Raw genomic sequence first — 24101 nt, forward strand, 5'->3', positions numbered from 1 at the left:
ATGGTGAATATATGTACTCTTCTTTTTCATCGCAACAGTATGTCTATCTATTATAAAGGATGACCATGAAAAAGTCACGAAGCCTATTTGTGACCTTCTCATCATGTCGTTTGACACTTAAAATTTTAGATAAAATAGTAACTATCTGTCAGAATTTTTTAAAAAGGGATGATTAATTATATGTATAAAACATTATTCCTGCTGAATTTGTTAAATTATTTTAATCAATTTACGCTTTAATTTGTTGAAGTGATTGAGACTTTAGTTTATAAAAATCAATCTTTATCCCCATTTACGTTTTTTAAAAATATGTGAAATTGATATTGCAATAAATTATTCTATTCATTATAATGAATTTGTTCACACGTTTGTGCTAGGCTCTTTACATAGTGAAAATTCAGAAAAAACAAAAGAAATAGAAAGTAAGCTATTCAGGGACTTTTTTACGCTATTTCTTAAATCTGAATCTCATCTTCTATCGAGACCTTTGAACTAAAAACATATTATAAGGGGGAATACAGTTGAAAAAGCGTTGGTCTGTTGTTACTTTAATGCTTATTTTCACACTTGTATTAAGCGCTTGTGGTTTCAGCGGAAACAAATCAGGCGACAGCACGAGCAGTTCTGGAGAGGCTAAAACAACATTAAATGTGAATATCTCCACTGAGCCTTTTTCTCTACATCCGGGATTGGCAAATGATTCAACTTCAGGAAGTGTCATCCGTCAGACTTTTGAGGGATTAACAAGAATTAACGCTGAAGGTAAGCCAGAAAACGCAATGGCTTCTGATATCAAAACAAGTGATGATGGTAAAACTTACACATTCACACTTCGTGATGCAAAATGGTCTAATGGTGACCCTGTCACAGCACAAGACTTCGAATATGCTTGGAAATGGGCATTAGATCCTAAAAATGAATCTCAATATGCTTACCAGCTTTATTATATTAAAGGTGCTGAAGCTGCTAACAAAGGGGAAGTAAAAGTTTCTGATGTTGGCATTAAAGCAAAAGACGACAAAACGCTTGTAGTTGAGCTAGAGAACCCAACACCGTTCTTTACTGAACTAACTGCATTCTATACGTATATGCCAATCAACAAAAAAGTGGCTGAAAAGAATAAAAACTGGTACACAAATGCTGGTGAAAACTACGTATCTAATGGACCATTCGTTCTTTCTAAATGGAAGCATGGCGGTTCTATCACACTTGAAAAGAACAATGAATACTGGGATAAAGACACTGTGAAATTGAAAAAGATTAACATGTCTATGATCAAAGATACAAACACTGAACTTAGCATGTTCAAAAAAGGCGAACTTGACTGGGCTGGTTCTCCAACTGGAAACCTTCCAACTGAGTCTTTAAAAACGTTGAAAAAAGATGGCGGTCTTAAAATCCAAACGATCGCTGGTATTTATAACTACAAATTCAACACAGAAGTAAAACCTTTAAACAATGCAAACATCCGTAAGGCCCTTGCATACTCTATCAACCGTCAAGCGATCGTTGACAAAATTACGCAAGGTGAACAAGTTCCAGCGATGGCAATCGTTCCTCCAACAATGGAAGGATTCACGGATAACAAAACTGGTTACTTCAAAGATCACGATGTAGATACGGCTAAAAAACTTCTTGAAAAAGGTGCGAAAGAATTAGGTTATAAGTCTGTTTCTGATCTTCCAGCTTTGAAACTTTCTTACAACACTGATGAAGCTCATCAAAAGATTGCACAAGCAATTCAAGAAATGTGGAAAAAAGATTTAGGTGTGAACGTTGAACTTGATAACTCTGAGTGGAACGTATACATCGATAAAATCCACAGTGGAGACTACCAAATCGGACGTATGGGCTGGTTAGGAGACTTCAACGATCCAGTGAACTTCCTTGAGCTTTACAAAGATAAAGACGGTGGAAACAATGACACTGGATGGGAAAGCAAAGAGTACAAACAATTATTGAATGATTCTGCAAAAGAAACAGACAAAACAAAGCGTGAAGAAATGCTGAAAAAAGCAGAAAAAATCATCATCGACGATATGCCTGTAGCACCTATTTACTTCTACACTCAGCTTTGGGTACAAGATCCAAAACTTAAAGGTGTGGTTGTATCTGGACTTGGTGATGTTCAATACAAATGGGCACATTTCGAAAAGTAAGAGTTATAGTGTAAGAGATCTACGGCAAGGATCTTAAGGTATATGGAGGATGTCTCTCCATATACCTTTCTTGCTGATTAGAGAAATTGTTGTAAAATCATGGAGGTGCAATTCCGTTGCTTAAATATATCGGTAAGCGATTAATATATATTTTAATCACACTGTTTGTTATTGTAACTGCAACTTTCTTTCTCATGCAGGCAGCACCTGGTGGTCCATTCTCTGGAGAGAAGAAACTTCCTGCTGAAATTGAAGCAAACCTAAACGAGCACTACGGGTTGGACAAACCCTTATTTGTTCAATATGTGAGCTACTTAGGCTCAGTTGCAAAATTAGATTTTGGTCCCTCATTTAAATATAAAGGACAAACTGTTAATGATTTAATCAGTTCTGGATTCCCCGTTTCCTTTACCCTCGGAATTGAGGCAATTCTCCTCGCATTAGCATTTGGTGTATTGTTTGGGGTCCTTGCAGCGCTCTATCATAACAAGTGGCAAGACTATACGATTGCCATTTTAACGATCTTTGGAATCTCAGTTCCAAGTTTCATCTTAGCGGCGCTATTACAATATGTATTTGCATCTGAGGCAAGCTTTTTAGCGATCTTCCCAGTTGCAGGATGGGAGTCTTGGGCAAGCACCGTACTACCTTCTATTGCACTTTCCTTCATGCCAATGGCATTTATCGCTAGACTTGCACGGTCAAGTATGCTTGAAGTATTAAATAGTGACTACATTAGAACGGCTAGAGCAAAAGGATTAACAAAATCAGCTGTGACGATCAAACACGCCATTCGAAACGCATTGTTACCTGTTATCACATACATGGGACCAATGGCAGCTTCAGTGTTGACAGGTAGTTTTGTCGTGGAGAAGATTTTTGGTATTCCGGGTCTAGGCTCTCACTTTGTTACAAGCATTACAAACCGTGATTACACCGTCATCATGGGTGTCACAGTCTTCTACAGTATTATTCTATTAGTCAGTATTCTAGTTGTTGACGTCCTCTACGGAATTATTGATCCTAGAATTAAACTGACGAAGGCGAAGAAAGGGGTCTAACACATGGAAGAGATGAGAAAAGATTTATTTGTGCCTGCGACAGCTGACGCAGCAGAATCTGAAAAAATTTCTAAACCTAGTCTATCTTTATGGAAGGATGCCATGCTTCGCTTCCGTGCAAATAAACTTGCAATGGTTGGACTTGCAATCATTTTCATTATTGTGATTCTGGCCATTTTCGTTCCAGTGTTCTCGAAATATGATTATTCAACGACAGATTTGCTTAATGCAGATCAGCCGCCATCAAAAGAGCATTGGTTTGGTACAGATGATTTAGGCCGAGACATGTTTGTTCGTACATGGGTAGGGGCAAGAATTTCGATCTTCATCGGTCTTGCTGCAGCAGTTCTTGACGTGATCATTGGGATCATCTGGGGAAGTATTGCTGCGTTCAAAGGCGGCCGTACAGATGAAGTCATGATGCGTATCGCAGACGTTTTATGGGCAATTCCAACACTATTAATGGTTATTTTAATGATGGTTGTTCTGCCAAAAGGATTATTAACGATTATCCTTGCTATGACAGTCGTAGGCTGGATTAACATGGCACGTATCGTTCGAGGGCAAGTTTTACAATTGAAGAGCCAAGAATACGTTCTTGCAGCACAAACATTAGGTGCAAAAACATCTAGACTTTTATTTAAACACTTGATTCCAAACTCAATGGGACCGATTCTTGTCACAATGACATTAACGATTCCTTCTGCTATTTTCACAGAAGCATTCTTAAGCTATCTAGGGCTTGGTGTACCGGCTCCATTAGCTAGCTGGGGAACAATGGCTTCTGACGGAATTCCGGCCATGACGTATTATCCATGGAGATTATGGTTCCCAGCCGCATTTATCTGTATTACAATGTTTGGTTTTAACGTGGTTGGAGACGGACTAAGAGACGCTTTAGATCCGAAGTTGCGTAAATAAGGAGTGATTAGGATGGAACGTGAACGTATTCTAGAGGTGAAAGACCTTGCAATCTCATTTAAAACATATGGTGGAGAGGTTCAAGCCATTCGTGGTGTGAACTTCCACTTAAATAAAGGCGAGACACTTGCTATTGTAGGTGAATCTGGTTCTGGTAAAAGTGTAACATCACAGGCCATCATGCGATTAATCCCGATGCCGCCAGGTTATTTCAAGCGCGGAGAGATTTTATTTGATGGGCAAGATATTGTCAAGAAAACGGAAAAGCAAATGCAAACCATTCGAGGAAAAGACATTTCGATGATCTTCCAAGATCCGATGACTTCTTTGAACCCAACCATGAAGGTCGGGAAACAAATTACAGAAGTACTTTTCAAGCATGAACAAATCTCAAAAGAAGCGGCTGAAAAAAGAGCCATTGAACTTTTAGAGCTTGTTGGGATTCCAATGCCTGAAAAAAGAATCAAACAATATCCGCATGAATTTAGTGGCGGGATGAGACAAAGGGTTGTCATCGCGATGGCACTTGCAGCCGACCCAAAGCTGTTGATTGCTGATGAGCCAACGACTGCACTTGATGTAACCATTCAGGCGCAAATCTTAGAATTAATGAAAGAAATTCAGCAAAAAGTCGAAACATCTATTATCTTTATTACCCATGATCTAGGTGTTGTGGCCAATGTTGCTGATCGTGTAGCCGTTATGTATGCTGGACAGATTGTGGAGACAGGGACTGTTGATGAAATTTTCTACAATCCGAAACATCCATATACATGGGGACTTTTAGCATCTATGCCAAGCCTAGACACAGATGGAGGAGCTGAAGGGAAACTAACGGCGATTCCAGGAACACCACCAGATTTAACAAACCCGCCGAAAGGAGATGCATTTGCACTCCGGAGCGATTATGCAATGAAAATTGACTTTGAACAAGAACCGCCAATGTTCAAAGTATCAGATACGCATTATGTGAAATCATGGCTACTTCATCCGAATGCCCCTAAAGTTGAACCGCCTGCTTCCGTAAAGGCGAGAATGCGTGAACTAGAAGGTAGCTACGAAAAACCTGTATTAGTAAAAGAGGGTGAATAGCATGGCAGAAAAACTGTTAGAAATTAAAAATTTAAAACAGCATTTCCATACAGCAAGAGGGACTGTAAAAGCAGTTGATGGTGTCTCATTTGATATTTATAAAGGTGAAACACTTGGACTTGTAGGTGAATCTGGATGTGGAAAGTCGACAACTGGCCGTTCGATCATAAGACTTTATGATGCGACAGATGGCGAAGTTCTCTATAAAGGAGAAAGCGTACACGGAAAGAAATCAAGACAAAAAATGCTTGAATTTAACCGCCAAATGCAGATGATTTTCCAAGACCCATATGCTTCACTTAACCCTAGAATGACAGTGCTTGATATCATTGCAGAAGGTATTGACATTCATGGTCTTGCGAAAACAAAACAAGCACGTAAAGAGCGTGTATATCAATTGCTTGAAACAGTTGGTTTGAATAAAGAGCATGCGAATAGATACCCGCATGAATTTTCAGGCGGTCAAAGGCAGCGTATTGGGATTGCTCGTGCGTTAGCTGTTGAGCCGGATTTCATCATTGCCGATGAGCCAATCTCTGCACTAGATGTGTCGATCCAAGCGCAGGTCGTCAACTTAATGAAAGAACTGCAAGAAGAAAAGGGCTTAACGTATTTATTCATTGCCCATGACCTTTCCATGGTGAAATATATCAGCGATCGTATCGGTGTGATGTATTTTGGGAAATTGGTTGAGCTGGCACCAGCGAATGAATTATATGAAAACCCGCTTCATCCATATACAAAATCATTACTATCTGCGATTCCGCTTCCAGATCCTGATTATGAGCGTAACCGCAAACGGATTAAATACGATCCATCTGTTCATAAAGGAACAAATACGGAATTTCGTGAAGTTAAGCCAGGTCACTTTGTCAGCTGTACTGAGGAAGAATTCAAAGAGATCAAAGCAAAACAATAAGAACAGAGAAGAAGCACTGCTATATCAGTGCTTCTTTTTTTATTTTACAAAAAAACAAGTTGATGGTAATTTTTATGTAAAATGAGTAAGCCAGGAGGAAATCAAATGTTGTTATGGAAGACGTTTCGCTATTCATGTCTTCACTTTTTTATCGTCACGATGCTTTTTTCAATATCTTTTTTAACGGAACCAAACGGAGGAAAGTGGATGATCGCATTTTTAGTGCTCATTTGCATCATTTCATTTTCGGTTGAATTTGCTGTGTATCGGCGCACGAATAAACAGAAGGAAGAAGTCCGGCGTATAAAGTACCTTTATTTCATCATGTTTCAGGTCGCAATGACACTTCTTTTGTTTGCTTGCTTTCAAATGCTCATGAATCGTTCGATATAAAACTTTTTTGCTTTCTCTTGAAAAAAAGTGAAACCACCAATGGCATTGCTGCGTCTTACTAGTACAGGCGTTTAAATAGCAGGAAATCGGGAATAGATAAGGAAGTGGTTCTTAACTACATCATAAGGAGCGGATCCATGAATTGGTATGAAAAGCTCAGTGAATACTTCCCGATAGAAGAAATGAAGTCAAAAGAGCATATGGAAGCTTTATTAAAGGAAAGAAGTGATATTTATCATAAAGAAGAAGGGCCTCATCATGTGATGATGTACGCTGAATTTGATTCTTTCATCTTTATTGATTATTTATTTGTTTCCAAGGATGCAAGAGGTGAAGGCCTCGGCTCAAAGCTCATTCATAAGCTGAAGGAAAAAAGAAAACCGATCTTGCTTGAGGTCGAGCCTGTAGATGAAGATGATGCAGATACCGCAAAACGCCTAAAGTTTTATCAGAGAGAGCACTTCAAGCATGCTGAATCAATTGGTTATAAACGCAGGTCACTTGCAACGAATGAAGTGAACCGCATGGAAATTCTTTATTGGTCGCCTCGTACAGATAATGAGGAAGAAATGATGGAGGCCATGAGAAAGACGTACGAAAGAATCCATACGTATAAAGATGAAGAATGGTATGGACAATCGTATGAGGATGTTGATGATGTGCTGAAGCTCGTTGAAAATAGAAAACAAAAAAATATTTTCGATCATCTCGACTAAATGAGAATGTTCAGACATCAAACATCGGCACAAAAAGAATGAAATTGTCTAGTTTTTGTCACAAAAATTGCAAGAAAATCTGTTCACACTTACTTTTTTATAGTATAATCACTATAAAGATTACTTATTTAGAACAATTTTAATTTAAGAATACAGATCAATATTCATTCTACAAATTGAGGAGTGAAGATTTATGGTAACATTATACACATCACCAAGCTGTACATCATGTAGAAAAGCAAGAGCGTGGTTAGAAGAGCACAATATTCCATACCAAGAGAGAAATATCTTTTCTGAGCCTCTTTCAATCGATGAAATCAAAGAGATTCTTCGTATGACGGAAGATGGTACAGATGAAATTATCTCAACACGTTCTAAAGTATTCCAAAAACTAAATGTAAATGTTGAGACAATGCCACTTCAACAATTGTATAAACTAATCAATGAGCACCCTGGTCTTCTAAGACGTCCAATTATTTTGGACGAAAAAAGACTGCAAGTTGGGTACAACGAAGATGAAATTAGACGTTTCCTTCCTAGAACGGTTCGTACATTCCAACTTCGAGAAGCTCAGCGACTTGCTAACTAATAGACAACACGAAAAGCTGCCGATCATTTGGCAGCTTTTTTTATTTATTTTCAACCGTTTGTTCGTAAAAGAGACTGGCTAAAATAACGGTTGCGACGGTTAAAAAAGGAAGCAACAATTCAAGTGTAGTATGCTGCGCCATAAATTCATTCAGTTTTACATCACGGACAATCATTTCTCCGCCAGTAAAAGCTAAAAGGGCACTCCCTCCGTATAAAAGAATCGGAAACTTGGTTAGTGCTGCATGAATCAGCTTACTCCCCCAAATAATAATCGGGACTGAAATCATTAAGCCAAAGGCAGTGAGCACCATGTTCCCCTTAGCCGCCCCTGCAACAGCAATCACATTATCAAGTGACATAAAAAGATCTGCAATCACGATGGTCTGAACAGCACGCCAAAGGGAGCCGCTGCTTTTAATCCGAATGGATTCTTTCTTTTGTTCAATTAACAAATTGTATCCTATATAAAGGAGAAAGAGACCGCCGATAAATTGCAAATATGGGATGGTCAATAAATAAACGGCAGCACCAGTCATGGTAATTCTCATCAGCACTGCCAAAAGTGTGCCGATCCATATGGCTTTGTTTCGTTTTTCATTTGATAAGCTTCGACTGGCCATCGCAATGATTAATGCATTATCTCCGCCTAATATGAGGTCTATGCCAATAATCATCAGTAAGGATACGATCCACTCTGTTTCCATCCAGTTCACCTCATTTCACTAAAATAGCTCGTACAACCAATATATGAAGACAATTCAAATATATGTTTCTGCAAGTTTTCTCTGCAAAAAATGCGTTTTTATTTCTTTTATTCATGTTTTATCATAAAATAGACAGTACACAGCAATACCTCATTTCTTTAAATGGTTAACATGTAGACGGAACGGGTAAAGTGTAGTAAAGTACTATTAATTGGGAGCTTGTATGTCCCTTCAACATCTTATATAGAAGGGAAGGTTGGCAAAATGGAAATCGAAAGAATAAATGAACATACAGTCAAATTTTATATTTCCTACGGTGATATTGAAGATCGCGGTTTTGACCGTGAAGAGATTTGGTATAATCGTGAGCGCAGTGAAGAGCTGTTCTGGGAAGTGATGGACGAAGTGCACGAAGAAGAAGAATTTGCAGTAGAGGGACCACTTTGGATTCAAGTACAGGCACTTGATAAAGGTCTTGAAATTGTCGTGACAAAAGCCCAACTTTCTAAAGATGGACAAAAGCTCGAATTGCCGATTCCAGAAGATAAAAAAGATCAAACAGATGAAGAAAGTTTAGATGCTCTGCTTGATGATTTTCATAAAGAAGAGCAAGATCAAGAAGATCATAATGAGAAGGACAAAAAACTTCAACTTCAGTTCGTATTGAAAATGGATGACTTTGAAGATTTGATTGCACTTTCTCAATTAAATATGCAGGATTTTACGACAAGTTTATATTCGTTTGAAAACCGTTATTATCTATATGTTGACTTCCACGAGGATTTGTCAGATGAGCAGGTGGAGAATAAGCTTAGTATTCTGCTTGAATATGCTCATGAATCAGTGGTCAGCATCTACAGACTGCAAGAATACGGTCAGCTGATTGTCAAAGAGAATGCGCTTGAAACGATTCAACAGCACTTCTCGTAACAACCAAAAGTCGATTTCTATAGAGGAATCGACTTTTTTATCTGAATGAAAAAGTAAATAAAGTGATCGGCAAGGAGAAAATGAAATGAGAAATGTAGTCAAAGTTCTATTTTTTCTTATCATTACGATAGGTGCTTATTTGATTATCCAAATTTTTGCCGGTGATCTAGCGGTAAGTGTATTAAGTTCCGTCAGTGTTCTATTCACTTTATCGATTATCTTCATCGGGTTTGTCATTTTCTTAGAAAACAGAAATCCCTCTCAAACGATTACGTGGCTTGTGCTGCTTGGGAGCTTTCCGCTTTTCGGGTTTTTGTTTTATATTTTCTTTGGACGCAATATTAAAAAGCGCAGACTGTTTGAAAAGAAAGCGGTACTAGACGAACAGCTTGTCCAGGAAGATGAACGTATCCACAGAGAAGCGATTGAAAAAATGACTCATATGGGTGACCATCAGCAGCTCTTATTTAAGCTGGCCCACAGACTTGGACATACCCCTATTACGTATCGCACATCCTCTAAAGTTCTGACCAATGGAGAAGAAACGTTCTCTCATATTTTTGAAGAAATCAAAAAAGCAACACATCACATTCACCTAGAATATTATATTCTCCGTCATGATGATCTGGGACAAGAATTAAAGGACATTTTAATCGAGAAAGCAAAAAGTGGTGTGATTGTCCGCTTTTTATATGATGATGTAGGCAGCCTAAAACTCTCCCGTCAATATATTGCTGACTTAGAAAAGGCTGGCGTGCAGATCGTTCCGTTTTTACCAGTGAGACTGCCCTTATTAAATAATAAAATCAATTTCCGAAATCACCGGAAAATTGTGGTGATTGATGGAGAAGTAGGATTTGTCGGCGGACTTAACATTGGGGACGAATATATGGGCAGAAGCAGACAATATGGATTTTGGCGTGATACCCACCTGATGATTAAAGGTGAGGCCGTTCGTGATTTGCAGCAGATTTTTATGCAGGATTGGTATTACATGACCAATGAAAGATGCTCGGGTGTGGATTATTTTAAAGATTTCAGCCATATGGAGAGTAGAGCAGAAGGCGTACAAATGATTGCGGGTGGTCCTGATAAACAGTGGGAAGTCATTAAAAATCTCTTTTTCTCCATGATTATCTCCGCCAAAAAATCAATTTGGATTGCTTCACCTTATTTTGTACCAGATGATGATATTTTGTCCGCACTGAAAATTGCTGCTTTGAGCGGAGTCGATGTTCGAATCATTGCGCCGAAAAATCCAGATAAACGCATCGTATTTCATGCGTCCCGTTCATACTTCCCCGAACTTTTAGAAGCAGGTGCGAAGGTATACGAATATGATCAAGGCTTTATGCATAGTAAGTTTATCATTGTGGATAGTGAGCTAGCATCAATTGGTACAGCAAATATGGATATGAGAAGTTTTCATCTGAACTTTGAAGTGAATGCTTTCCTCTATAAAACAAAAAGCACAGAGAAGCTGGTCAACGACTTCTTAGGTGATTTAGAGCAGTCACATGAAATTGTTCCAGAAGAATTTGCGAAGAGACCTTTGAGGGTGAGGCTGTTTGAATCAACAGCAAGATTATTATCACCTCTTTTATAAAAATTGTATTTTCCCCCTTTTCTAAAAGGGGGATTTTTTATTTTACTAAGGGAAAGTAGTTTAAAATCGCGTTTTGATACGATAAAAGTTCATTATCGATATTCGCTTCCTGATGAGAGAAAAAGCTATAATACGGTCATCAAAGAGCAAGGGGCGAAATATATGAATGCAGCGATCATGGAGAATGGCAAGCTGATTCGCATCACACAACATCTGACTAAAAGGCGGCTAGAGCATGTAAGAGCTACGTGCAAATTTTACTGTCCTGAATGTAGGCAGGAGGTTCTATTAAAGCTAGGTGAGCATCGTGTCCATCATTTTGCACATAAACAGCTCTCGGCATGTCCATTAGCGTCCACCGGTGAAACAGCTTATCATCAGGCAGGGAAAATGGCTCTTAAGGATTGGCTCACGCAGCTTGGATATGAGCCGTTACTAGAGAAATATGTTTCAAACATTCAGCAGCGCCCTGATGTGACCGTTGCTATAGAAAATAAAAGCTATGCCATCGAATTTCAATGTGCAAATATTTCGTGGAAAGAGCTACATAAACGAACGGAAGGTATCCGTGCTGCGGGGCTCTATCCTATATGGGTCATAGGGGCGAATCGTTTAAAACGAATGGCTGGCCAGCTCTTTTCATTCTCCTCCATTCATTGGGGAATTTTAAGGCAGTCAAAGAATAGGAGACTCATTTTTTATTGTCCGATCCAAAATAGATTCATCCACCTGGATCAACTTCTCGTGTTTCAGCCAACGAAAATATGTGCCTCAATGACCGTTAGACCGCCTTCAGCTTATCGCCAACTATCAGCACTCTTATCTGTTTCCTCGAGCAATCATCAATTGTATAAAGAGTGGCTCAAGTGTATTCGGCAATTTAGGGAGCGACCACCCCGCATTTTAGCAAACGAAAGCAAGCGTTTAAGAACCATTTTTTATGAGCATCATCAAACAGCATGGTCATTTCTACCGACAGAATTATTTATCCCCCTGACAGAAGCATATATCTTTTCAAGCCCTGTTTATGTGTGGCAAGGATGTCTTTATGATTGGATGGTTCGAAAGGGAAAAGAACAAGTGACCATTCATCTTCTTTTAAAAGAAATTGAGCGATGTGTCCAGAATAAAGAAGTGAAGCTCCGATATGCCAATGTCACAATAGAAGAAATCAAAGAGGTGATCATTTCATATGTACGGGCGCTTGTGAAACTAGGGTTTTTATACATGACGAAAGAGGGTAATTATCAAGTAACGTCGAATCAAAAGCCTATACGAACAGCAGATGAAGCGATAAAACGAGATGCTTTCTTATTTCATTAGCATGTTTCATGCCCACTTTGATCATGATAAGAAAAAGGTGGTGCTGCTATTGAATAGAAAGAAACGCTTTTTTCTCATTTTTTTAGTTTGTTTGGTATTTATTTCTGCATATGATTTGACAAACATAGTTCAAAACAAAGAAGATAAATACAACACCAATTTCTTTCACTTTCCGAAAGGTTGGTTCAACACAACTCATGCAAGGGGGATTCATATGACTTCACAAAATAACAACAATCATTTACCAGACAGAAGCGAAGTAAAAGAAGAAAACAAATGGCGCCTTGAAGATATTTTTGAAAGTGTCGATTCTTGGAATAAGGAATTCGAAGCTGTAAAAAAAGAAATTCCGAAGCTCGCCCAATTTAAAGGCAAGCTGGCCCATTCTGCTGATGTCTTGTATGAAGCCCTAACATTTCAGGATCAACTTTCTGAAAAGCTTGGCAAGCTTTATACATATGCGCACATGAAATACGATGAAGATACAACAAATTCATCATTTCAGGCTTTAAATGATAAAGCATCCAATTTATTTACACAGCTGTCTAGTACATCTGCCTATATTGTTCCGGAAATTTTATCTATTCAAGAAGATAAGCTGCAGCAATTCATTTTGGAAAAAGAAGAATTAAAACTTTATTCTCACGCTCTCGAAGAAATTAACAAAGAGCGTCCGCATATTTTAAGTGAAGAGCAAGAAGCTTTATTAGCTGAAGCCTCTGAACCTTTATCAACATCATCCACTACGTTTAGTATGTTTAATAATGCAGATATTTCGTTCCCTTCTGTTAAGGATGAAAATGGAGAAGAAAAGAAAATTACTCATGGCAACTTCATTACCTTTTTAAACAGTGATGATCGTGAAGTGAGAAAGAATGCTTTTAAAGCCGTTTATAAAACGTATGATCAGTATAAGAATACTTTGGCGTCTACACTCAGCGGCTCGATTAAAAAGGATAATTTTTATGCGAAAGTACGTCATTACAAATCGGCAAGAGAAGCAGCGTTATCACGCAACAGTATTCCTGAAGAAGTGTATGACAATCTAATTGATACAGTTCATCAATATTTACCGTTATTACACCGCTACATTGAATTGCGTAAAAAGGTATTAAAGCTTGATGAAGTGCACAATTATGACTTGTATACACCATTAGTAAAAGATGCTGGCATGAAGCTGACCTATGATGAAGCAAAGGATTATATGCTGAAAGGGTTAGCTCCATTAGGAGAAGAATATGTTTCGGTATTAAAAGAGGGACTCGAAAATCGCTGGGTAGACGTTTATGAGAATAAAGGGAAACGAAGCGGCGCGTATTCTTCTGGAAGCTATGGTACAAATCCTTATATCTTAATGAACTGGCAAAATAATATTGATAATTTATTTACGCTGGCTCATGAATTTGGTCACTCTGTTCATAGCTACTATACAAGAAAGCATCAGCCATATCCGTACGGAAACTACAGCATTTTTGTAGCGGAAGTAGCTTCTACAACAAATGAAGCATTACTAGGCGAATACTTACTCAATCATTTAGAGGACAAAAAGCAGCGCTTGTATGTGCTCAATCACTTGTTAGAAGGATTTAGAGGGACTGTATTCAGACAAACGATGTTTGCAGAGTTCGAGCACCTGATTCATGTGAAAGCGCAAGAAGGGGAGGCATTAACGCCAGAGTTTATGACGAACCTGTATTACGACCTGAATAAGAAGTATTTTGGCGACGGTATGGTTGTGGATAAGGAAATCGGATTAGAATGGACGCGAATTCCGCATTTCTATTACAACTATTATGTGTATCAATATGCGACAGGCTATAGTGCGGCTCAGGCATTAAGTAAACAAATTTTAGAAGAAGGGAAACCTGCGGTGGAGCGTTATACAGACTTCCTTAAAGCAGGAAGCTCTGACTATCCAATCAACGTGCTGAAAAAAGCTGGTGTAGATATGGCATCGAAAGAACCAATTGAGGCAGCATGTCAATTGTTTGAAGAAAAATTAAAGGAAATGGAAGAGCTCATCTCAAAGACTGGTGAGTAACGAGAAGACTTCTGTCAGATGTGTGAGTGCAAACTCACCTTTTGGCAGGAGTTTTTTCTTGAAATAAAAAAGACCAGATTGTTGACAAAGGGCTAAAATGAACTTGATTTTAGCCCTTTGACTTCTTTTTAGCGTGATAGAAAACCTTTGCACGCAGGACTGACACCGAATGCGAGGGTTTGCCTACACGCTAGACCTCGTCTATATGAACGAGGTTTGTACATTCAATGATTACGCTTTAAAACCTTTGAAGGTTTTTCGGTGATTCATTCGATAGAGTGTAAAGAGAATGGAAGCGAATAGGAGTGGAGATGTCAGGTAAAGAGGCAGCATCTTCATTAACCCTAATATATTTAAACAGAAACATAAGCCAATGGCAACAAGTCCAATGGTTGTGCTGCGCATGCAGATCCCCCCATTTTTTTGTTACTTTCACTATATGAAAGTGACAGTCCTCTTATGTTTTGTGACAAAAATATGAACATATAGTATATCGGTTGTCATAAGTCGACAAAATTTGATATACTACAGATGTGAAATTAATCACATACAAACATTACCCCTTTGTTTGACCGTGAAAAATTTCTCCCATCCCCTTTGTTGTCGTTAAGACATAGTGAAACCGCGCTTATCCCGGCGCGGTTTCTTCGTACTTATAAATAGAACAAGTGTTCTTTTGGGGGTGAAGAAAAAAACATGGGTCAGCACCCATGTTCATTCTCACAGCGGTAGACATCAAGATCTGAATGATTGTCTCCTTCTGTATAACGCCAAAACATTTCTTGATGTACTTGTACACGTTCTACCTTTTTAGCGAATGCGAGCTTTTTCATCTCGCGTTCAACTTCTTCAAGTGTCAGGTCATATACAACGGCAATTTCTTTTGCTGATGCAAATTGAAAGTAAGCGATAAACCATTCAATTGGCGGTCGTTCTGAAGGTGTTGGTTTTTCGCCAATCATTTCAAAGAGAATTTCCTCGTAAATATCATAAGAATATGCACCTGAAATCTTTAATCCTTCTTCACCATTGATCGTATTAAAAAAGGCGAAAGTGGGAAGCTCAGACACATCCATTTCAGCTGCGATTTTCATATCACATTGGAGCGCTTTGACAGCACTTTGAGAATGGATATCTCGCTGGAACTCTTCAATGTCCAGTCCAGCCGTTTTTGCATTTTCTAGCAAGACTTGTTCACTGGTGACGTCCTGCTGATGGCAAAAAAGCGATTCTTGAATGAGTCGTAAAAATTTCATTCCGCATTTTCTGCCCTGAAGTTCAGCTGCTTTTAATGCAAGAGAGGCGAGATAAGGTGATGTCACAATTTGTTCAGACAGCATTTGTTCTTTTTTGGTCTGAGTTTTCGTGGCAAATTTCCCCCACGCTTCGGTTAGTAAATGTTTTTTTCGTTTCCGGTTCAAAGCATTAATACTAGAACTTGTAACCGTTCGTAAAGTGAAGAAACGGCCATATTTCATTTTCAACTTTTTAATTGATGGCTCTAATAACCAGCAGTCCGGGCTGAGAGGATCAATGAATACATAGATTTCAATCGGCTTTTGAGGATGTCCGTGACAATGTGAGAAATATTGCTCATGCGGATTGCAGCTCAAGATCGTCCGTCCTTTTCAGGTATTTGGTTGACCATGTGACGAGCCGTCAAAGACAGCCGCTCAAATAAAAAGTCACGAATATCGCCGGTTAGTCCTACTTGATCCATTGCATCCTCCATACATTCAAGCCATGCGTCCGCCCGCTCCTCAGTAATCGGAAAAGGGAGATGTCTCGCCCGTAGCATTGGGTGACCATGCTCCTCAGTATAAAGCGGCGGTCCGCCTAAATATTGAGTTAAGAACTGTTTTTGTTTTCTTGCTGTTTCTTTTAAGTCATCCGGGAAAATAGGATGAAGCAAAGGATGACACTTTACATTTTCATAAAAAGTATCAACAAGTTGCGATAGAAGTTCCTCTCCAACCGCTTCGTAAGGTGCGTTAAACGATTGTACCATGTTGACTACTCCTTTAACTCGTAGCTAATAGGATGGCTCACCCTATTGCGAATTTCATGTATTTCAAAAGTGATATTCAGTTTGTTCTATTTTATTGTTTCTATTCTTGTATACTTATTTTAACAACCTCTACTCAATTCCACAAACAAACCGCTTTGGTCCTTTGGGAATAGTGAGGGAGACAGGTTCCGTGTTCAATTGACCATATCATAACACATTCAGTCAAAAAAGGGTGAAAAGCGACATACAAAAAACCGAAGAGGTTATTCTCTTCGGTTTAGGCGAAATATTGAGCTGTGATTTTCTTTACATAATTTTGTGTTTCTTTAAATGGAGGAATGCCTCCGTACTTATCTACATTCCCTGAGCCTGCGTTATAAGCGGCTAAGGCAAGTGAGACATTTCCATTATATTTTTGCAGCATTTGTTTTAAATACTTCGTTCCGCCTTCAATGTTTTGGGCTGCATCAAAGGCATTGTTCACGCCAAGTGATTTAGCAGTAGACGGCATAAGCTGCATCAGTCCAAGTGCACCAGCATGGCTGACAGCATTCGTGCGATAACCGGATTCTTGCTTGATCACTGCGTGGATCAGCTTTTCTGGAACTCCGTGCTTTTGAGCCATTTGTGAGACGATCTGATTAATCTCTTTTGATGAAGAGCCTGAAACAGCTTTTTGAAGCGGCGGTGTGTAGCTGTTATTTAAGACGTTTCCAATACCATTTGCGGTATTCAATTGGCTGTCATTTGCATAAAGAGACTGAGATTGAAGCTGTTCACTGCCTGCTATCGCAGATAAATATGGGTTCATTCGTGCATATTGCGTGTTCGGAGACGTTGATGGGTCCGACCCCATGAAAGCAGAAATGGAAAGCGGGAGACGAGATAATTCTGATCCGCCTAAAAAATCTTGCAACAGCGACTGGAATGAAGTCTCAGCGCTTGATTCTTGTCCAGCTGTGAGTTGTGTTTGTCCATTATCAGATTGTAACGTTTTGAGTGCTTGAAGCTGCATAAAGGATTGAAGTTGATTGACGTTCATCATGTTCCTCCTTCAAGGAATTCATCTATTCTTTTGTTTTCATTTTTTCTTCATAAAAACGTACGACTTTGTTTTTCGTGTGTCTTGGTGGGATCTGAAATTGCTGAAGCAATGCTGTGAAAGCGGCTTGTCCAATGTCTAAATCGCTCACTTCAAATTCAAGTTCATAGTCCTCTACTGTTAAATATCGGCTGTGATCCAAAACAATTAAGCCTTCTTTGATCATTTTTTCTGCTCTTGACGTTTCCAGTGAACCAAAATACACGATTTGATCCTTTTGGATGTGAAGGTTTACTAATCTGTCTGCCACTTCACCTTCTGGCAGATGGAAATGTTCAAGACTTGCGGGAGGATCGATCGTTTGGTGAGTTTCCAAAAGGCCGATCTTATGCGGTTCCTTTAATGTGAGAACCCACTGCCCGCCTTTTTCTCTCATTCGTAATGCAGCGAATTTGGATTTTATATCAAATTGAGGTGTATCAAAATAATAGTTGGTTTGAGTGTGGAAGTCCTCGTCCTTTAATTGAAAATATTCTTTTAGCTGTTCAAATTCTTCTTTCATTAATAATTGTTTTAGTTCTATCTCAATTTCCTGTGCCATTTTGACATCAACCTTTCATTTAGAGGAAATATGATTATTGTACATGAAAAGCGTCTTTTTTTCTTATTTATTCCTTAAAAAGAGACGTATATAGATGCTAAATGAGGCAAAATGAACAACGAAATGGAGAAATCAAATTTTCTCAAAAAGTTCGGTTTATCAATATTGAACTTGATATGATAAAATAAAGCTGTACTTTGTTGTAAAGGAGATCATGATGCAAAACAGAATTGAAATCACAGAAGCAACTTTAAAAGAAGACAGGCTGATCTTGACGGTCCAGTCAGATGAGCAAATTCAAAAAGCAAAAGCATCAGGACAAATGCTTGTTGATTCTGATCACTTTGCGTTCGTTTACATACTTGAGACTGAGGAGTCTTTTACGTATCTGATTTTAGGAGAACATACATGGGCTCCATTAAAAGAAGCAATGAATCGTGAAATCCCTGTCTATTTGGCGGCGGAAGAGCAAACGCTAGAACTCATTCAACTTCATCAGGAATTAAACTATTTAATCGACAATATTAAAGACAATGCCAATTACGGAGATATGGAAGAGAAAGTGAAGAGCACATTCCTCTGAAATAATTAGGTATTTGGAATTGGGGGAAGTTTCATGGACAAAAAACAATGGGATCAATTCCTCGCACCATATAAGCAAGCAGTCGAAGAATTAAAAGTGAAACTAAAAGGCATCCGAAAACTGTATGAATTTGAGGATGACCATTCACCAGTAGAATTTGTCACTGGCCGAGTGAAACCCGTTGCCAGCATATTGGAAAAGGCAAAGCGTAAAAATATCCCGATGCATGAGATTGAAACGATGCAGGATATTGCAGGGCTTCGCATTATGTGCCAATTTGTAGAAGATATACAAGTCGTCAAGAAAATGCTTCAGTCACGAAAAGACTTCGTGGTTGTAGATAAACGCGACTATATTGCAGAACATAAAGAAAGCGGATACCGCTCGTACCACCTTGTTGTGTTATATCCGCTGCAAACGATCAATGGAGAGAAGCAGCTCCTCGTCGAAATCCAAATCCGTACATTAGCCATGAATTTTTGGGCGACCATCGAGCATTCTCTGAATTATAAATATAGCGGGAATATCCCGGAGAAGGTCAAGCAGCGCCTTCAAAGAGCTTCTGAGGCAGCATCTCTTCTTGATGATGAGATGTCTGAAATCAGAGGGGAAATTCAAGAAGCGCAAGTGGCATTTTCCCGGAAAAAGAAAAACGATAGCTGAGCCTAAGCTTGATCAAATATGATGCTGCTTTCTCGTCGCAGCAAGGTGGAAAAGGAGAAGAATTCATGAAATTTGCAGTTTCTTCGAAAGGGAATTCTGTATCTGACACACTTAAAAATAAAATACAGACCTACTTATTGGATTTTGGAATGGAATTAAATGAAGAGGAACCCGATCTCGTCATTACAGTTGGCGGAGACGGAACCCTTTTATACGCTTTTCACCGGTATAGCAACCGTCTGAACGAAACCGCTTTTGTCGGCGTACATACAGGCCATCTTGGTTTTTATGCGGACTGGGTCCCGAGTGAAATTGAAAAGCTTGTGTTAGCCATTGCCAAAACGCCTTATCATATTGTGGAATATCCGATTCTTGAAGTCATCGTCAGGTACAACGATGGGGGCAGGGAAGAAAAATATTTAGCAATGAATGAATGTACGATTAAAAGTATGGAAGGTACACTTGTGGCAGATGTTGAGATTAGGGGTCAGCTTTTTGAAACATTCAGAGGAGACGGTCTTTGTTTGTCTACACCATCTGGCAGTACAGCCTATAATAAGGCACTTGGCGGGGCTATTATTCACCCATCCATTAGGGCGATCCAGCTGGCAGAAATGGCTTCAATCAACAACAGAGTGTTTAGAACGGTCGGTTCGCCGCTCATTTTGCCGGACCACCATACGTGTGTGATCAAACCGATTAATGATGTGGATTTTCAGGTGACGATAGATCATTTGTCGCTGCTGCATAAAGATGTGAAATCCATTCAATGCCGAGTGGCAGACGAGAATGTCCGGTTTGCCCGATTTAGACCATTTCCGTTTTGGAAAAGGGTGCAAGATTCCTTTATCGGCAAAGGAGAATAAGAAAGAGGTTGTTCTAGCTGGAATACTTTAAGATAAACAAAACCATATCAGCCAAAGAAGAAGGCAGGCTGCTGAAGGACTACTTAATCGATCTTGGCATTTCAAAAAGAATGCTGACAGATATTAAATTTGATGGCGGTGACCTTCTGATTAATGGAGAGCATGTGACCGTGAGATATGAGCTGCGCGAGGGAGACAGGCTCACCATTTTATTCCCCGAGGAAAAAGTGAGTGAAGGGCTAAAACCTTCGGCCATTCCACTTGATATTTTATTTGAGGACGAGCACGTGCTTGTGCTGAATAAAAAGCCGTATATCCCATCGATTCCTTCTCGAGAGCACCCTGAGCATAGTATTGCAAATGGACTGCTTCACCATTATGCTGAGCAGTCCGTTCGGCTGACTGTCCACTTGGTGAACCGTCTTGATCGTGATACTTCTGGTGTCATGTTAGTCGCTAAACATCGCTTTGCACACAGCCTTTTATCAAAGGCGCAGAAAAAAGGGGAAGTCAAGCGAACGTATAGAGCCATGACACATGGCATGATCACGCAAAAGGAAGGAACAATTAGAGCAAAAATTGCTCGAAAAGGGGACAGCATTATTGAACGAATGGTAGATGAGTCTGGTCAGGAAGCCGTAACACATTATACAGTGCGGGCGGTACATACTCATTTAGACATGTCTGATGTGTCCCTCACCCTTGAAACGGGAAGAACTCATCAAATTCGTGTTCACATGCAATTCCTTGGTCATCCGCTTGTTGGAGATACGCTATATGGTGGAACAAGCGAGAGAATAGGCAGGCAGGCACTTCATAGTGAAACCCTTGTTTTTCCGCATCCGATGACAGGGGAGTCCATGACCTTTTCGGCTCCTTTGCCGGATGATATGACATTATTGCTTCAGTAAACAAGTAAACCCGGTCACCTGTCATGGTGGACCGGGTTTTTTATTGCGTGAAATGCTGAAACCTTGAATCATCATATGGCATAGATGAAGGAACAGATACTGTCTCAAGTTCTGGGTATCTAAGAGCAGAGAGCTGGTGGCCAAAGACGCAGCCTGTATCAATATTAACCGTTCTACCGATAAATCTTGGTTCTTTTACGGGTGTATGCCCGTACACAATCCATGGTTTTCCGTGATATTCCTTTGCCCAGTCCTTCCTGACAGGTCGACCGTCTGGCCATGTTTCTCCGGTGACTGCTCCAAATAATAGATAAGACCTCATCTGTTTGTTCGGTTTTTTGCCAATATCCTTTTCCTTCATCGCTGCGTGTGCAATGATCAGTTCATTCGGAATCAGTACATCATAAAGCGGTGCCTTTTCAAATAAATGTTTAAATTCACGTGATAAAATGGTTTGTTCATCATGCGGCAGGTTTTTGATTTCGTTTACCGTTGTTTCAATGCCATGCAGTAATTTTACGGGATTTCCTTTCAAATAGCGATACAGCTTAAAACAATGGTTGCCAGGCACATAGCGGATGGCGCCCTTAGAATAGGCGTGTATGACAAATTGCATGACGGCAACTGATCGAGGGCCGCGGTCTGTTAAATCACCAACAAGGGCTAGTGTTCTCTTATCAGGGTGGACAGGTAGTCCATGTTTGAGTTCGTATCCTAGTTTGTGTATGAGGGTAAGCAGCTCTTCGTAGCAGCCGTGGATATCGCCGATGATATCGAATTTCATAAAGGTTCCTCCTGATTTTTTCATCCATTTATCGGATATAAAGAAGTTTGAATTTTAGAAAATATAACGAATGGCTTTCATTTCATTTGGGCAATTGTTAGAATCAATGCTTTAACGTAAAACTTAAAAATTAAACATGAATGTTAGGAGGCTTTAGCCAATGGAGCATACATCTGTTTCATCACTCGTTGTCGTTATTATTGTAGCCTTTTTCACCCCCATTTTATTGCACCGATTTAAGCTGACCATCCCGGTCGTTGTCGCTGAAATCATCATGGGGCTCATCATTGGAAAAAGCGGTCTTCAACTAGTTGTTGAACATGACGCATGGCTAGATACGTTATCCATGCTAGGTTTTATTTTTCTTATGTTTTTAAGTGGACTTGAAATAGATTTTTCTTCTTTTGAATCAAAGAAGAAAGCGCGAGAACTACCAAATGGATTAAAAGAACCGAATACATTTAAAACAGCAACCATTATTTTTGTTGGCGTATTTTGTATGTCCTTTATCCTGTCTTATGCGTTTGTCCTTGCAGGATTTATTCAAAATGCCTTTTTAATGACGCTTATTATTTCCACCATCTCATTGGGTGTGGTAGTTCCTACCTTAAAAGAAGAAAAGTTGATGCAGACGAATATTGGTCAAATCATTTTGCTTGTAGCCGTCATTGCTGATTTGGTGACAATGATTTTACTTGCTGTGTTTTCCTCCATTTATGGCGATGGAACAGGGAACATGTGGTTGCTCTTATTATTATTTGGGGCAGGTATTCTTCTTTATTTATTTGGCCGGGTATTTAAGACAAAGTCCATTTTTCAGTCCATGTCAAAAGGAACGGTGCAAATTGGGACAAGAGCCATCTTTACTCTCATTATAGTCTTAGTTGCCTTATCTGAATCACTCGGTGCTGAAAATATTCTTGGGGCTTTTTTAGCAGGTGTGCTTGTGTCTCTTCTTTCGCCTAATAAAGAACTCGTACAGCAGCTGGACTCGTTTGGCTATGGATTTTTAATTCCGATCTTTTTTGTGATGGTCGGTGTGGACCTGAATATATGGTCACTCTTTAAAGATCCAACCATCATGATCATGATTCCGCTGCTGTTTATCGCATTATTGCTTAGTAAACTCGTTCCGATTCTTTATTTAAAAAAATGGTATGACATGAAAAAAGTCATTGGTTCTGGTTTTTTATTAACCTCGACGTTATCCCTTGTCATTGCTGCTGCAACGATTGGTGAGCGGCTTGGTGTCATTGATCATAAAATGTCAGGAGCCCTTATTCTAGTCGCTGTGCTCACGAGTATTTTAACGCCTGTTTGGTTTAAGGCGTTATTTAAACAAGAACGTGAAACCAATCATAAAAAGCGTGTGACGTTTATTGGGGCGAATCAGCTGACGTTACCTGTGACGCTTGATTTGCATCAGGATGAATATGACATCCGTATTTTACACGTCTTTCAGGAAAATAAAGAAGCCTTGCTTGCTGACTCCATCTTTGAAGTTGAAGCGATTGAACAATATGACGATGATACGCTCAGACAGGCTGGCATCGGGCAAGAGGATGTGCTCGTTGTGGCTACAGGCAGTGAAACGAAAAATAAGGAAATTGCTTTATTTGCAAAAGAAGAAGGAGCTAAACAAGTCATTGCAAGTGTCAACAAAGCAGAAGCCGAGCTGACATTAAAGGAAGCAGGGATCGATACCTTTTCTAACTTCCTATCATCTAAAACGGTGCTGAGGGCATTGATTGAAGCACCTGATGCGATTCGCTTGTTAACAAATGAGGATTCTTCTTTGTATCAAATTCAAATGAACAATCATCGGTATCATAATGTCATGCTGCGGGAATTTCCTTTTACCGGCGATTTGGTGTTTGTCCGTATTTTTAGAGGAATTGACAGCTTAGTACCGCATGGGGATACGACGCTTAGAAGCGGTGACCGCGTGCTTGTGTCTGGCTCCCGGGAGTATGTGGCAGGACTAAGAGCCCAATTAGAGTTGCAATGAACCCTTGACCGATGAACAAATCCTGATTAAGATAGAGGTACAACAATATATGTTTGATCCACTAGGGGAGTCCTTTAAAAGGGCTGAGATAAAAGTGTAGACTTTTAGACCCTCATTACCTGAACAGGTTCATACCTGCGTAGGGAAGTGGTGCGGTGTTTGACTATGCTTTTTACAAA

24 protein-coding genes, 1 riboswitch and 1 other annotated feature (1 of these 26 running past the window's edge) are annotated in these 24101 nt (G+C 39.5%); of the genes, 17 read left to right on the plus strand and 7 right to left on the minus strand.

From position 1 onward, the window contains the following. Nucleotides 1–39: a binding site (T-box leader), on the minus strand; it reaches 180 nt to the left of the window's first position. A 482-nt stretch (nucleotides 40–521) separates the two neighbouring features. From BA79_RS00545 to spxA, 8 genes are all read left to right on the plus strand, one after another. Then, nucleotides 522–2159: a peptide ABC transporter substrate-binding protein gene (locus BA79_RS00545; protein WP_035700297.1), complete on the plus strand. Its 1638-nt coding sequence runs from the start codon at nucleotides 522–524 to the stop codon at nucleotides 2157–2159. A 116-nt stretch (nucleotides 2160–2275) separates the two neighbouring features. After that, a complete protein-coding gene (locus BA79_RS00550; protein ID WP_007499022.1) occupies nucleotides 2276–3220 on the plus strand; it encodes an ABC transporter permease in 945 nt (314 codons plus the stop codon). A 3-nt stretch (nucleotides 3221–3223) separates the two neighbouring features. Continuing rightward, complete coding sequence (locus BA79_RS00555) at nucleotides 3224–4141, plus strand: ABC transporter permease (protein ID WP_017360167.1); 918 nt, start codon at nucleotides 3224–3226, stop codon at nucleotides 4139–4141. Between the two features lie 12 nt (nucleotides 4142–4153). Then, nucleotides 4154–5233 carry an ABC transporter ATP-binding protein gene (locus tag BA79_RS00560; RefSeq protein WP_007499018.1) on the plus strand — a complete coding sequence of 360 codons (1080 nt, stop codon included), beginning with the start codon at nucleotides 4154–4156 and terminating at the stop codon, nucleotides 5231–5233. A gap of 1 nt (nucleotide 5234) precedes the next feature. Then, nucleotides 5235–6152 (plus strand): ABC transporter ATP-binding protein, encoded by a 918-nt coding sequence (locus BA79_RS00565; RefSeq protein WP_007499016.1) that lies wholly within the window; start codon nucleotides 5235–5237, stop codon nucleotides 6150–6152. 105 nt (nucleotides 6153–6257) lie between these two features. Then, nucleotides 6258–6545, plus strand: coding sequence for a hypothetical protein (locus BA79_RS00570; RefSeq protein ID WP_035700300.1), 288 nt, complete (start codon nucleotides 6258–6260; stop codon nucleotides 6543–6545). A gap of 137 nt (nucleotides 6546–6682) precedes the next feature. After that, nucleotides 6683–7261 carry a GNAT family N-acetyltransferase gene (locus BA79_RS00575; RefSeq protein WP_024720065.1) on the plus strand — a complete coding sequence of 193 codons (579 nt, stop codon included), beginning with the start codon at nucleotides 6683–6685 and terminating at the stop codon, nucleotides 7259–7261. A gap of 193 nt (nucleotides 7262–7454) precedes the next feature. Then, nucleotides 7455–7850: a transcriptional regulator SpxA gene (gene spxA, locus BA79_RS00580; protein WP_003211421.1), complete on the plus strand. Its 396-nt coding sequence runs from the start codon at nucleotides 7455–7457 to the stop codon at nucleotides 7848–7850. Nucleotides 7851–7890: 40 nt separating this feature from the next. On the opposite strand, the gene BA79_RS00585 is transcribed toward spxA, so the two are convergent. Next, nucleotides 7891–8556 (minus strand): TerC family protein, encoded by a 666-nt coding sequence (locus BA79_RS00585; RefSeq protein WP_035700305.1) that lies wholly within the window; start codon nucleotides 8554–8556, stop codon nucleotides 7891–7893. A 264-nt stretch (nucleotides 8557–8820) separates the two neighbouring features. On the opposite strand from BA79_RS00585, the gene mecA reads away from it, so the two are divergent. The 4 genes from mecA (at nucleotide 8821) to pepF (ending at nucleotide 14456) form a co-directional block, all read left to right on the plus strand. Then, nucleotides 8821–9486, plus strand: a complete 666-nt coding sequence (gene mecA, locus BA79_RS00590) for an adaptor protein MecA (protein ID WP_008348474.1) — start codon at nucleotides 8821–8823, stop codon at nucleotides 9484–9486. An 85-nt stretch (nucleotides 9487–9571) separates the two neighbouring features. Beyond that, complete coding sequence (gene cls, locus BA79_RS00595; protein WP_008348473.1) at nucleotides 9572–11092, plus strand: cardiolipin synthase; 1521 nt, start codon at nucleotides 9572–9574, stop codon at nucleotides 11090–11092. Between the two features lie 162 nt (nucleotides 11093–11254). Further along, complete coding sequence (locus tag BA79_RS00600; protein ID WP_035700308.1) at nucleotides 11255–12415, plus strand: competence protein CoiA; 1161 nt, start codon at nucleotides 11255–11257, stop codon at nucleotides 12413–12415. A gap of 214 nt (nucleotides 12416–12629) precedes the next feature. Beyond that, nucleotides 12630–14456, plus strand: coding sequence for an oligoendopeptidase F (gene pepF, locus BA79_RS00605; RefSeq protein WP_282706805.1), 1827 nt, complete (start codon nucleotides 12630–12632; stop codon nucleotides 14454–14456). A 231-nt stretch (nucleotides 14457–14687) separates the two neighbouring features. Here pepF and BA79_RS19335 read toward each other — a convergent pair whose 3' ends face one another. The 5 genes from BA79_RS19335 to BA79_RS00630 all read right to left on the minus strand — a co-directional run bounded on the left by BA79_RS19335 (nucleotide 14688) and on the right by BA79_RS00630 (nucleotide 18107). Further along, a complete protein-coding gene (locus BA79_RS19335) occupies nucleotides 14688–14861 on the minus strand; it encodes a hypothetical protein (protein ID WP_008348466.1) in 174 nt (57 codons plus the stop codon). Nucleotides 14862–15157: 296 nt separating this feature from the next. Next, a complete protein-coding gene (locus BA79_RS00615; RefSeq protein ID WP_007499002.1) occupies nucleotides 15158–16069 on the minus strand; it encodes a ClpXP adapter SpxH family protein in 912 nt (303 codons plus the stop codon). Then, nucleotides 16066–16464, minus strand: coding sequence for a globin domain-containing protein (locus BA79_RS00620; RefSeq protein ID WP_007499001.1), 399 nt, complete (start codon nucleotides 16462–16464; stop codon nucleotides 16066–16068). Before BA79_RS00620 ends, BA79_RS00615 begins: the two co-directional genes overlap by 4 nt. A gap of 277 nt (nucleotides 16465–16741) precedes the next feature. Next, nucleotides 16742–17506 (minus strand): lytic transglycosylase domain-containing protein, encoded by a 765-nt coding sequence (locus BA79_RS00625; protein WP_008348461.1) that lies wholly within the window; start codon nucleotides 17504–17506, stop codon nucleotides 16742–16744. A gap of 25 nt (nucleotides 17507–17531) precedes the next feature. Next, nucleotides 17532–18107: a CYTH domain-containing protein gene (locus BA79_RS00630; protein ID WP_035700312.1), complete on the minus strand. Its 576-nt coding sequence runs from the start codon at nucleotides 18105–18107 to the stop codon at nucleotides 17532–17534. A 217-nt stretch (nucleotides 18108–18324) separates the two neighbouring features. Between BA79_RS00630 and BA79_RS00635 the strand changes: the two genes are divergently transcribed. From BA79_RS00635 to BA79_RS00650, 4 genes are all read left to right on the plus strand, one after another. After that, nucleotides 18325–18690 (plus strand): UPF0738 family protein, encoded by a 366-nt coding sequence (locus BA79_RS00635; RefSeq protein ID WP_008348459.1) that lies wholly within the window; start codon nucleotides 18325–18327, stop codon nucleotides 18688–18690. 33 nt (nucleotides 18691–18723) lie between these two features. After that, a complete protein-coding gene (gene yjbM / locus BA79_RS00640; protein ID WP_008348457.1) occupies nucleotides 18724–19353 on the plus strand; it encodes a GTP diphosphokinase in 630 nt (209 codons plus the stop codon). Nucleotides 19354–19418: 65 nt separating this feature from the next. Next, nucleotides 19419–20219: an NAD kinase gene (locus BA79_RS00645; RefSeq protein ID WP_008355343.1), complete on the plus strand. Its 801-nt coding sequence runs from the start codon at nucleotides 19419–19421 to the stop codon at nucleotides 20217–20219. 17 nt (nucleotides 20220–20236) lie between these two features. Further along, on the plus strand, nucleotides 20237–21130 hold the full coding sequence (locus BA79_RS00650; protein WP_035700315.1) for an RluA family pseudouridine synthase: 894 nt from the start codon (nucleotides 20237–20239) through the stop codon (nucleotides 21128–21130). A 40-nt stretch (nucleotides 21131–21170) separates the two neighbouring features. Here the strand turns inward: BA79_RS00650 and prpE are convergent, their stop codons facing one another. Then, entirely contained in the window at nucleotides 21171–21914 is a 744-nt protein-coding gene (prpE, locus tag BA79_RS00655; protein WP_017367020.1) for a bis(5'-nucleosyl)-tetraphosphatase PrpE, read from the minus strand. A gap of 160 nt (nucleotides 21915–22074) precedes the next feature. Between prpE and BA79_RS00660 the strand changes: the two genes are divergently transcribed. Continuing rightward, on the plus strand, nucleotides 22075–23922 hold the full coding sequence (locus BA79_RS00660; RefSeq protein ID WP_035700319.1) for a monovalent cation:proton antiporter family protein: 1848 nt from the start codon (nucleotides 22075–22077) through the stop codon (nucleotides 23920–23922). Between the two features lie 53 nt (nucleotides 23923–23975). Further along, a riboswitch (TPP riboswitch) is annotated at nucleotides 23976–24085 on the plus strand. The last annotated feature ends 16 nt before the right edge of the window (nucleotides 24086–24101 follow it).

Source organism: Bacillus altitudinis 41KF2b (assembly GCF_000691145.1).
GTDB classification, from domain to species: domain Bacteria; phylum Bacillota; class Bacilli; order Bacillales; family Bacillaceae; genus Bacillus; species Bacillus altitudinis.

Coding starts and splice junctions, on each gene's coding strand:
- BA79_RS00555 (WP_017360167.1), top strand. CDS start 3,224: ATGGAAGAGATGAGAAAAGATTTATTTGTGCCTGCGACAGCTGACGCA.
- BA79_RS00560 (WP_007499018.1), top strand. CDS start 4,154: ATGGAACGTGAACGTATTCTAGAGGTGAAAGACCTTGCAATCTCATTT.
- BA79_RS00565 (WP_007499016.1), top strand. CDS start 5,235: ATGGCAGAAAAACTGTTAGAAATTAAAAATTTAAAACAGCATTTCCAT.
- BA79_RS00570 (WP_035700300.1), top strand. CDS start 6,258: ATGTTGTTATGGAAGACGTTTCGCTATTCATGTCTTCACTTTTTTATC.
- BA79_RS00575 (WP_024720065.1), top strand. CDS start 6,683: ATGAATTGGTATGAAAAGCTCAGTGAATACTTCCCGATAGAAGAAATG.
- spxA (WP_003211421.1), top strand. CDS start 7,455: ATGGTAACATTATACACATCACCAAGCTGTACATCATGTAGAAAAGCA.
- BA79_RS00585 (WP_035700305.1), bottom strand. CDS start 8,556: ATGGAAACAGAGTGGATCGTATCCTTACTGATGATTATTGGCATAGAC.
- mecA (WP_008348474.1), top strand. CDS start 8,821: ATGGAAATCGAAAGAATAAATGAACATACAGTCAAATTTTATATTTCC.
- cls (WP_008348473.1), top strand. CDS start 9,572: ATGAGAAATGTAGTCAAAGTTCTATTTTTTCTTATCATTACGATAGGT.
- BA79_RS00600 (WP_035700308.1), top strand. CDS start 11,255: ATGAATGCAGCGATCATGGAGAATGGCAAGCTGATTCGCATCACACAA.
- pepF (WP_282706805.1), top strand. CDS start 12,630: ATGACTTCACAAAATAACAACAATCATTTACCAGACAGAAGCGAAGTA.
- BA79_RS19335 (WP_008348466.1), bottom strand. CDS start 14,861: ATGCGCAGCACAACCATTGGACTTGTTGCCATTGGCTTATGTTTCTGT.
- BA79_RS00620 (WP_007499001.1), bottom strand. CDS start 16,464: ATGGTACAATCGTTTAACGCACCTTACGAAGCGGTTGGAGAGGAACTT.
- BA79_RS00625 (WP_008348461.1), bottom strand. CDS start 17,506: ATGAACGTCAATCAACTTCAATCCTTTATGCAGCTTCAAGCACTCAAA.
- BA79_RS00630 (WP_035700312.1), bottom strand. CDS start 18,107: ATGGCACAGGAAATTGAGATAGAACTAAAACAATTATTAATGAAAGAA.
- BA79_RS00635 (WP_008348459.1), top strand. CDS start 18,325: ATGCAAAACAGAATTGAAATCACAGAAGCAACTTTAAAAGAAGACAGG.
- yjbM (WP_008348457.1), top strand. CDS start 18,724: ATGGACAAAAAACAATGGGATCAATTCCTCGCACCATATAAGCAAGCA.
- BA79_RS00645 (WP_008355343.1), top strand. CDS start 19,419: ATGAAATTTGCAGTTTCTTCGAAAGGGAATTCTGTATCTGACACACTT.
- prpE (WP_017367020.1), bottom strand. CDS start 21,914: ATGAAATTCGATATCATCGGCGATATCCACGGCTGCTACGAAGAGCTG.
- BA79_RS00660 (WP_035700319.1), top strand. CDS start 22,075: ATGGAGCATACATCTGTTTCATCACTCGTTGTCGTTATTATTGTAGCC.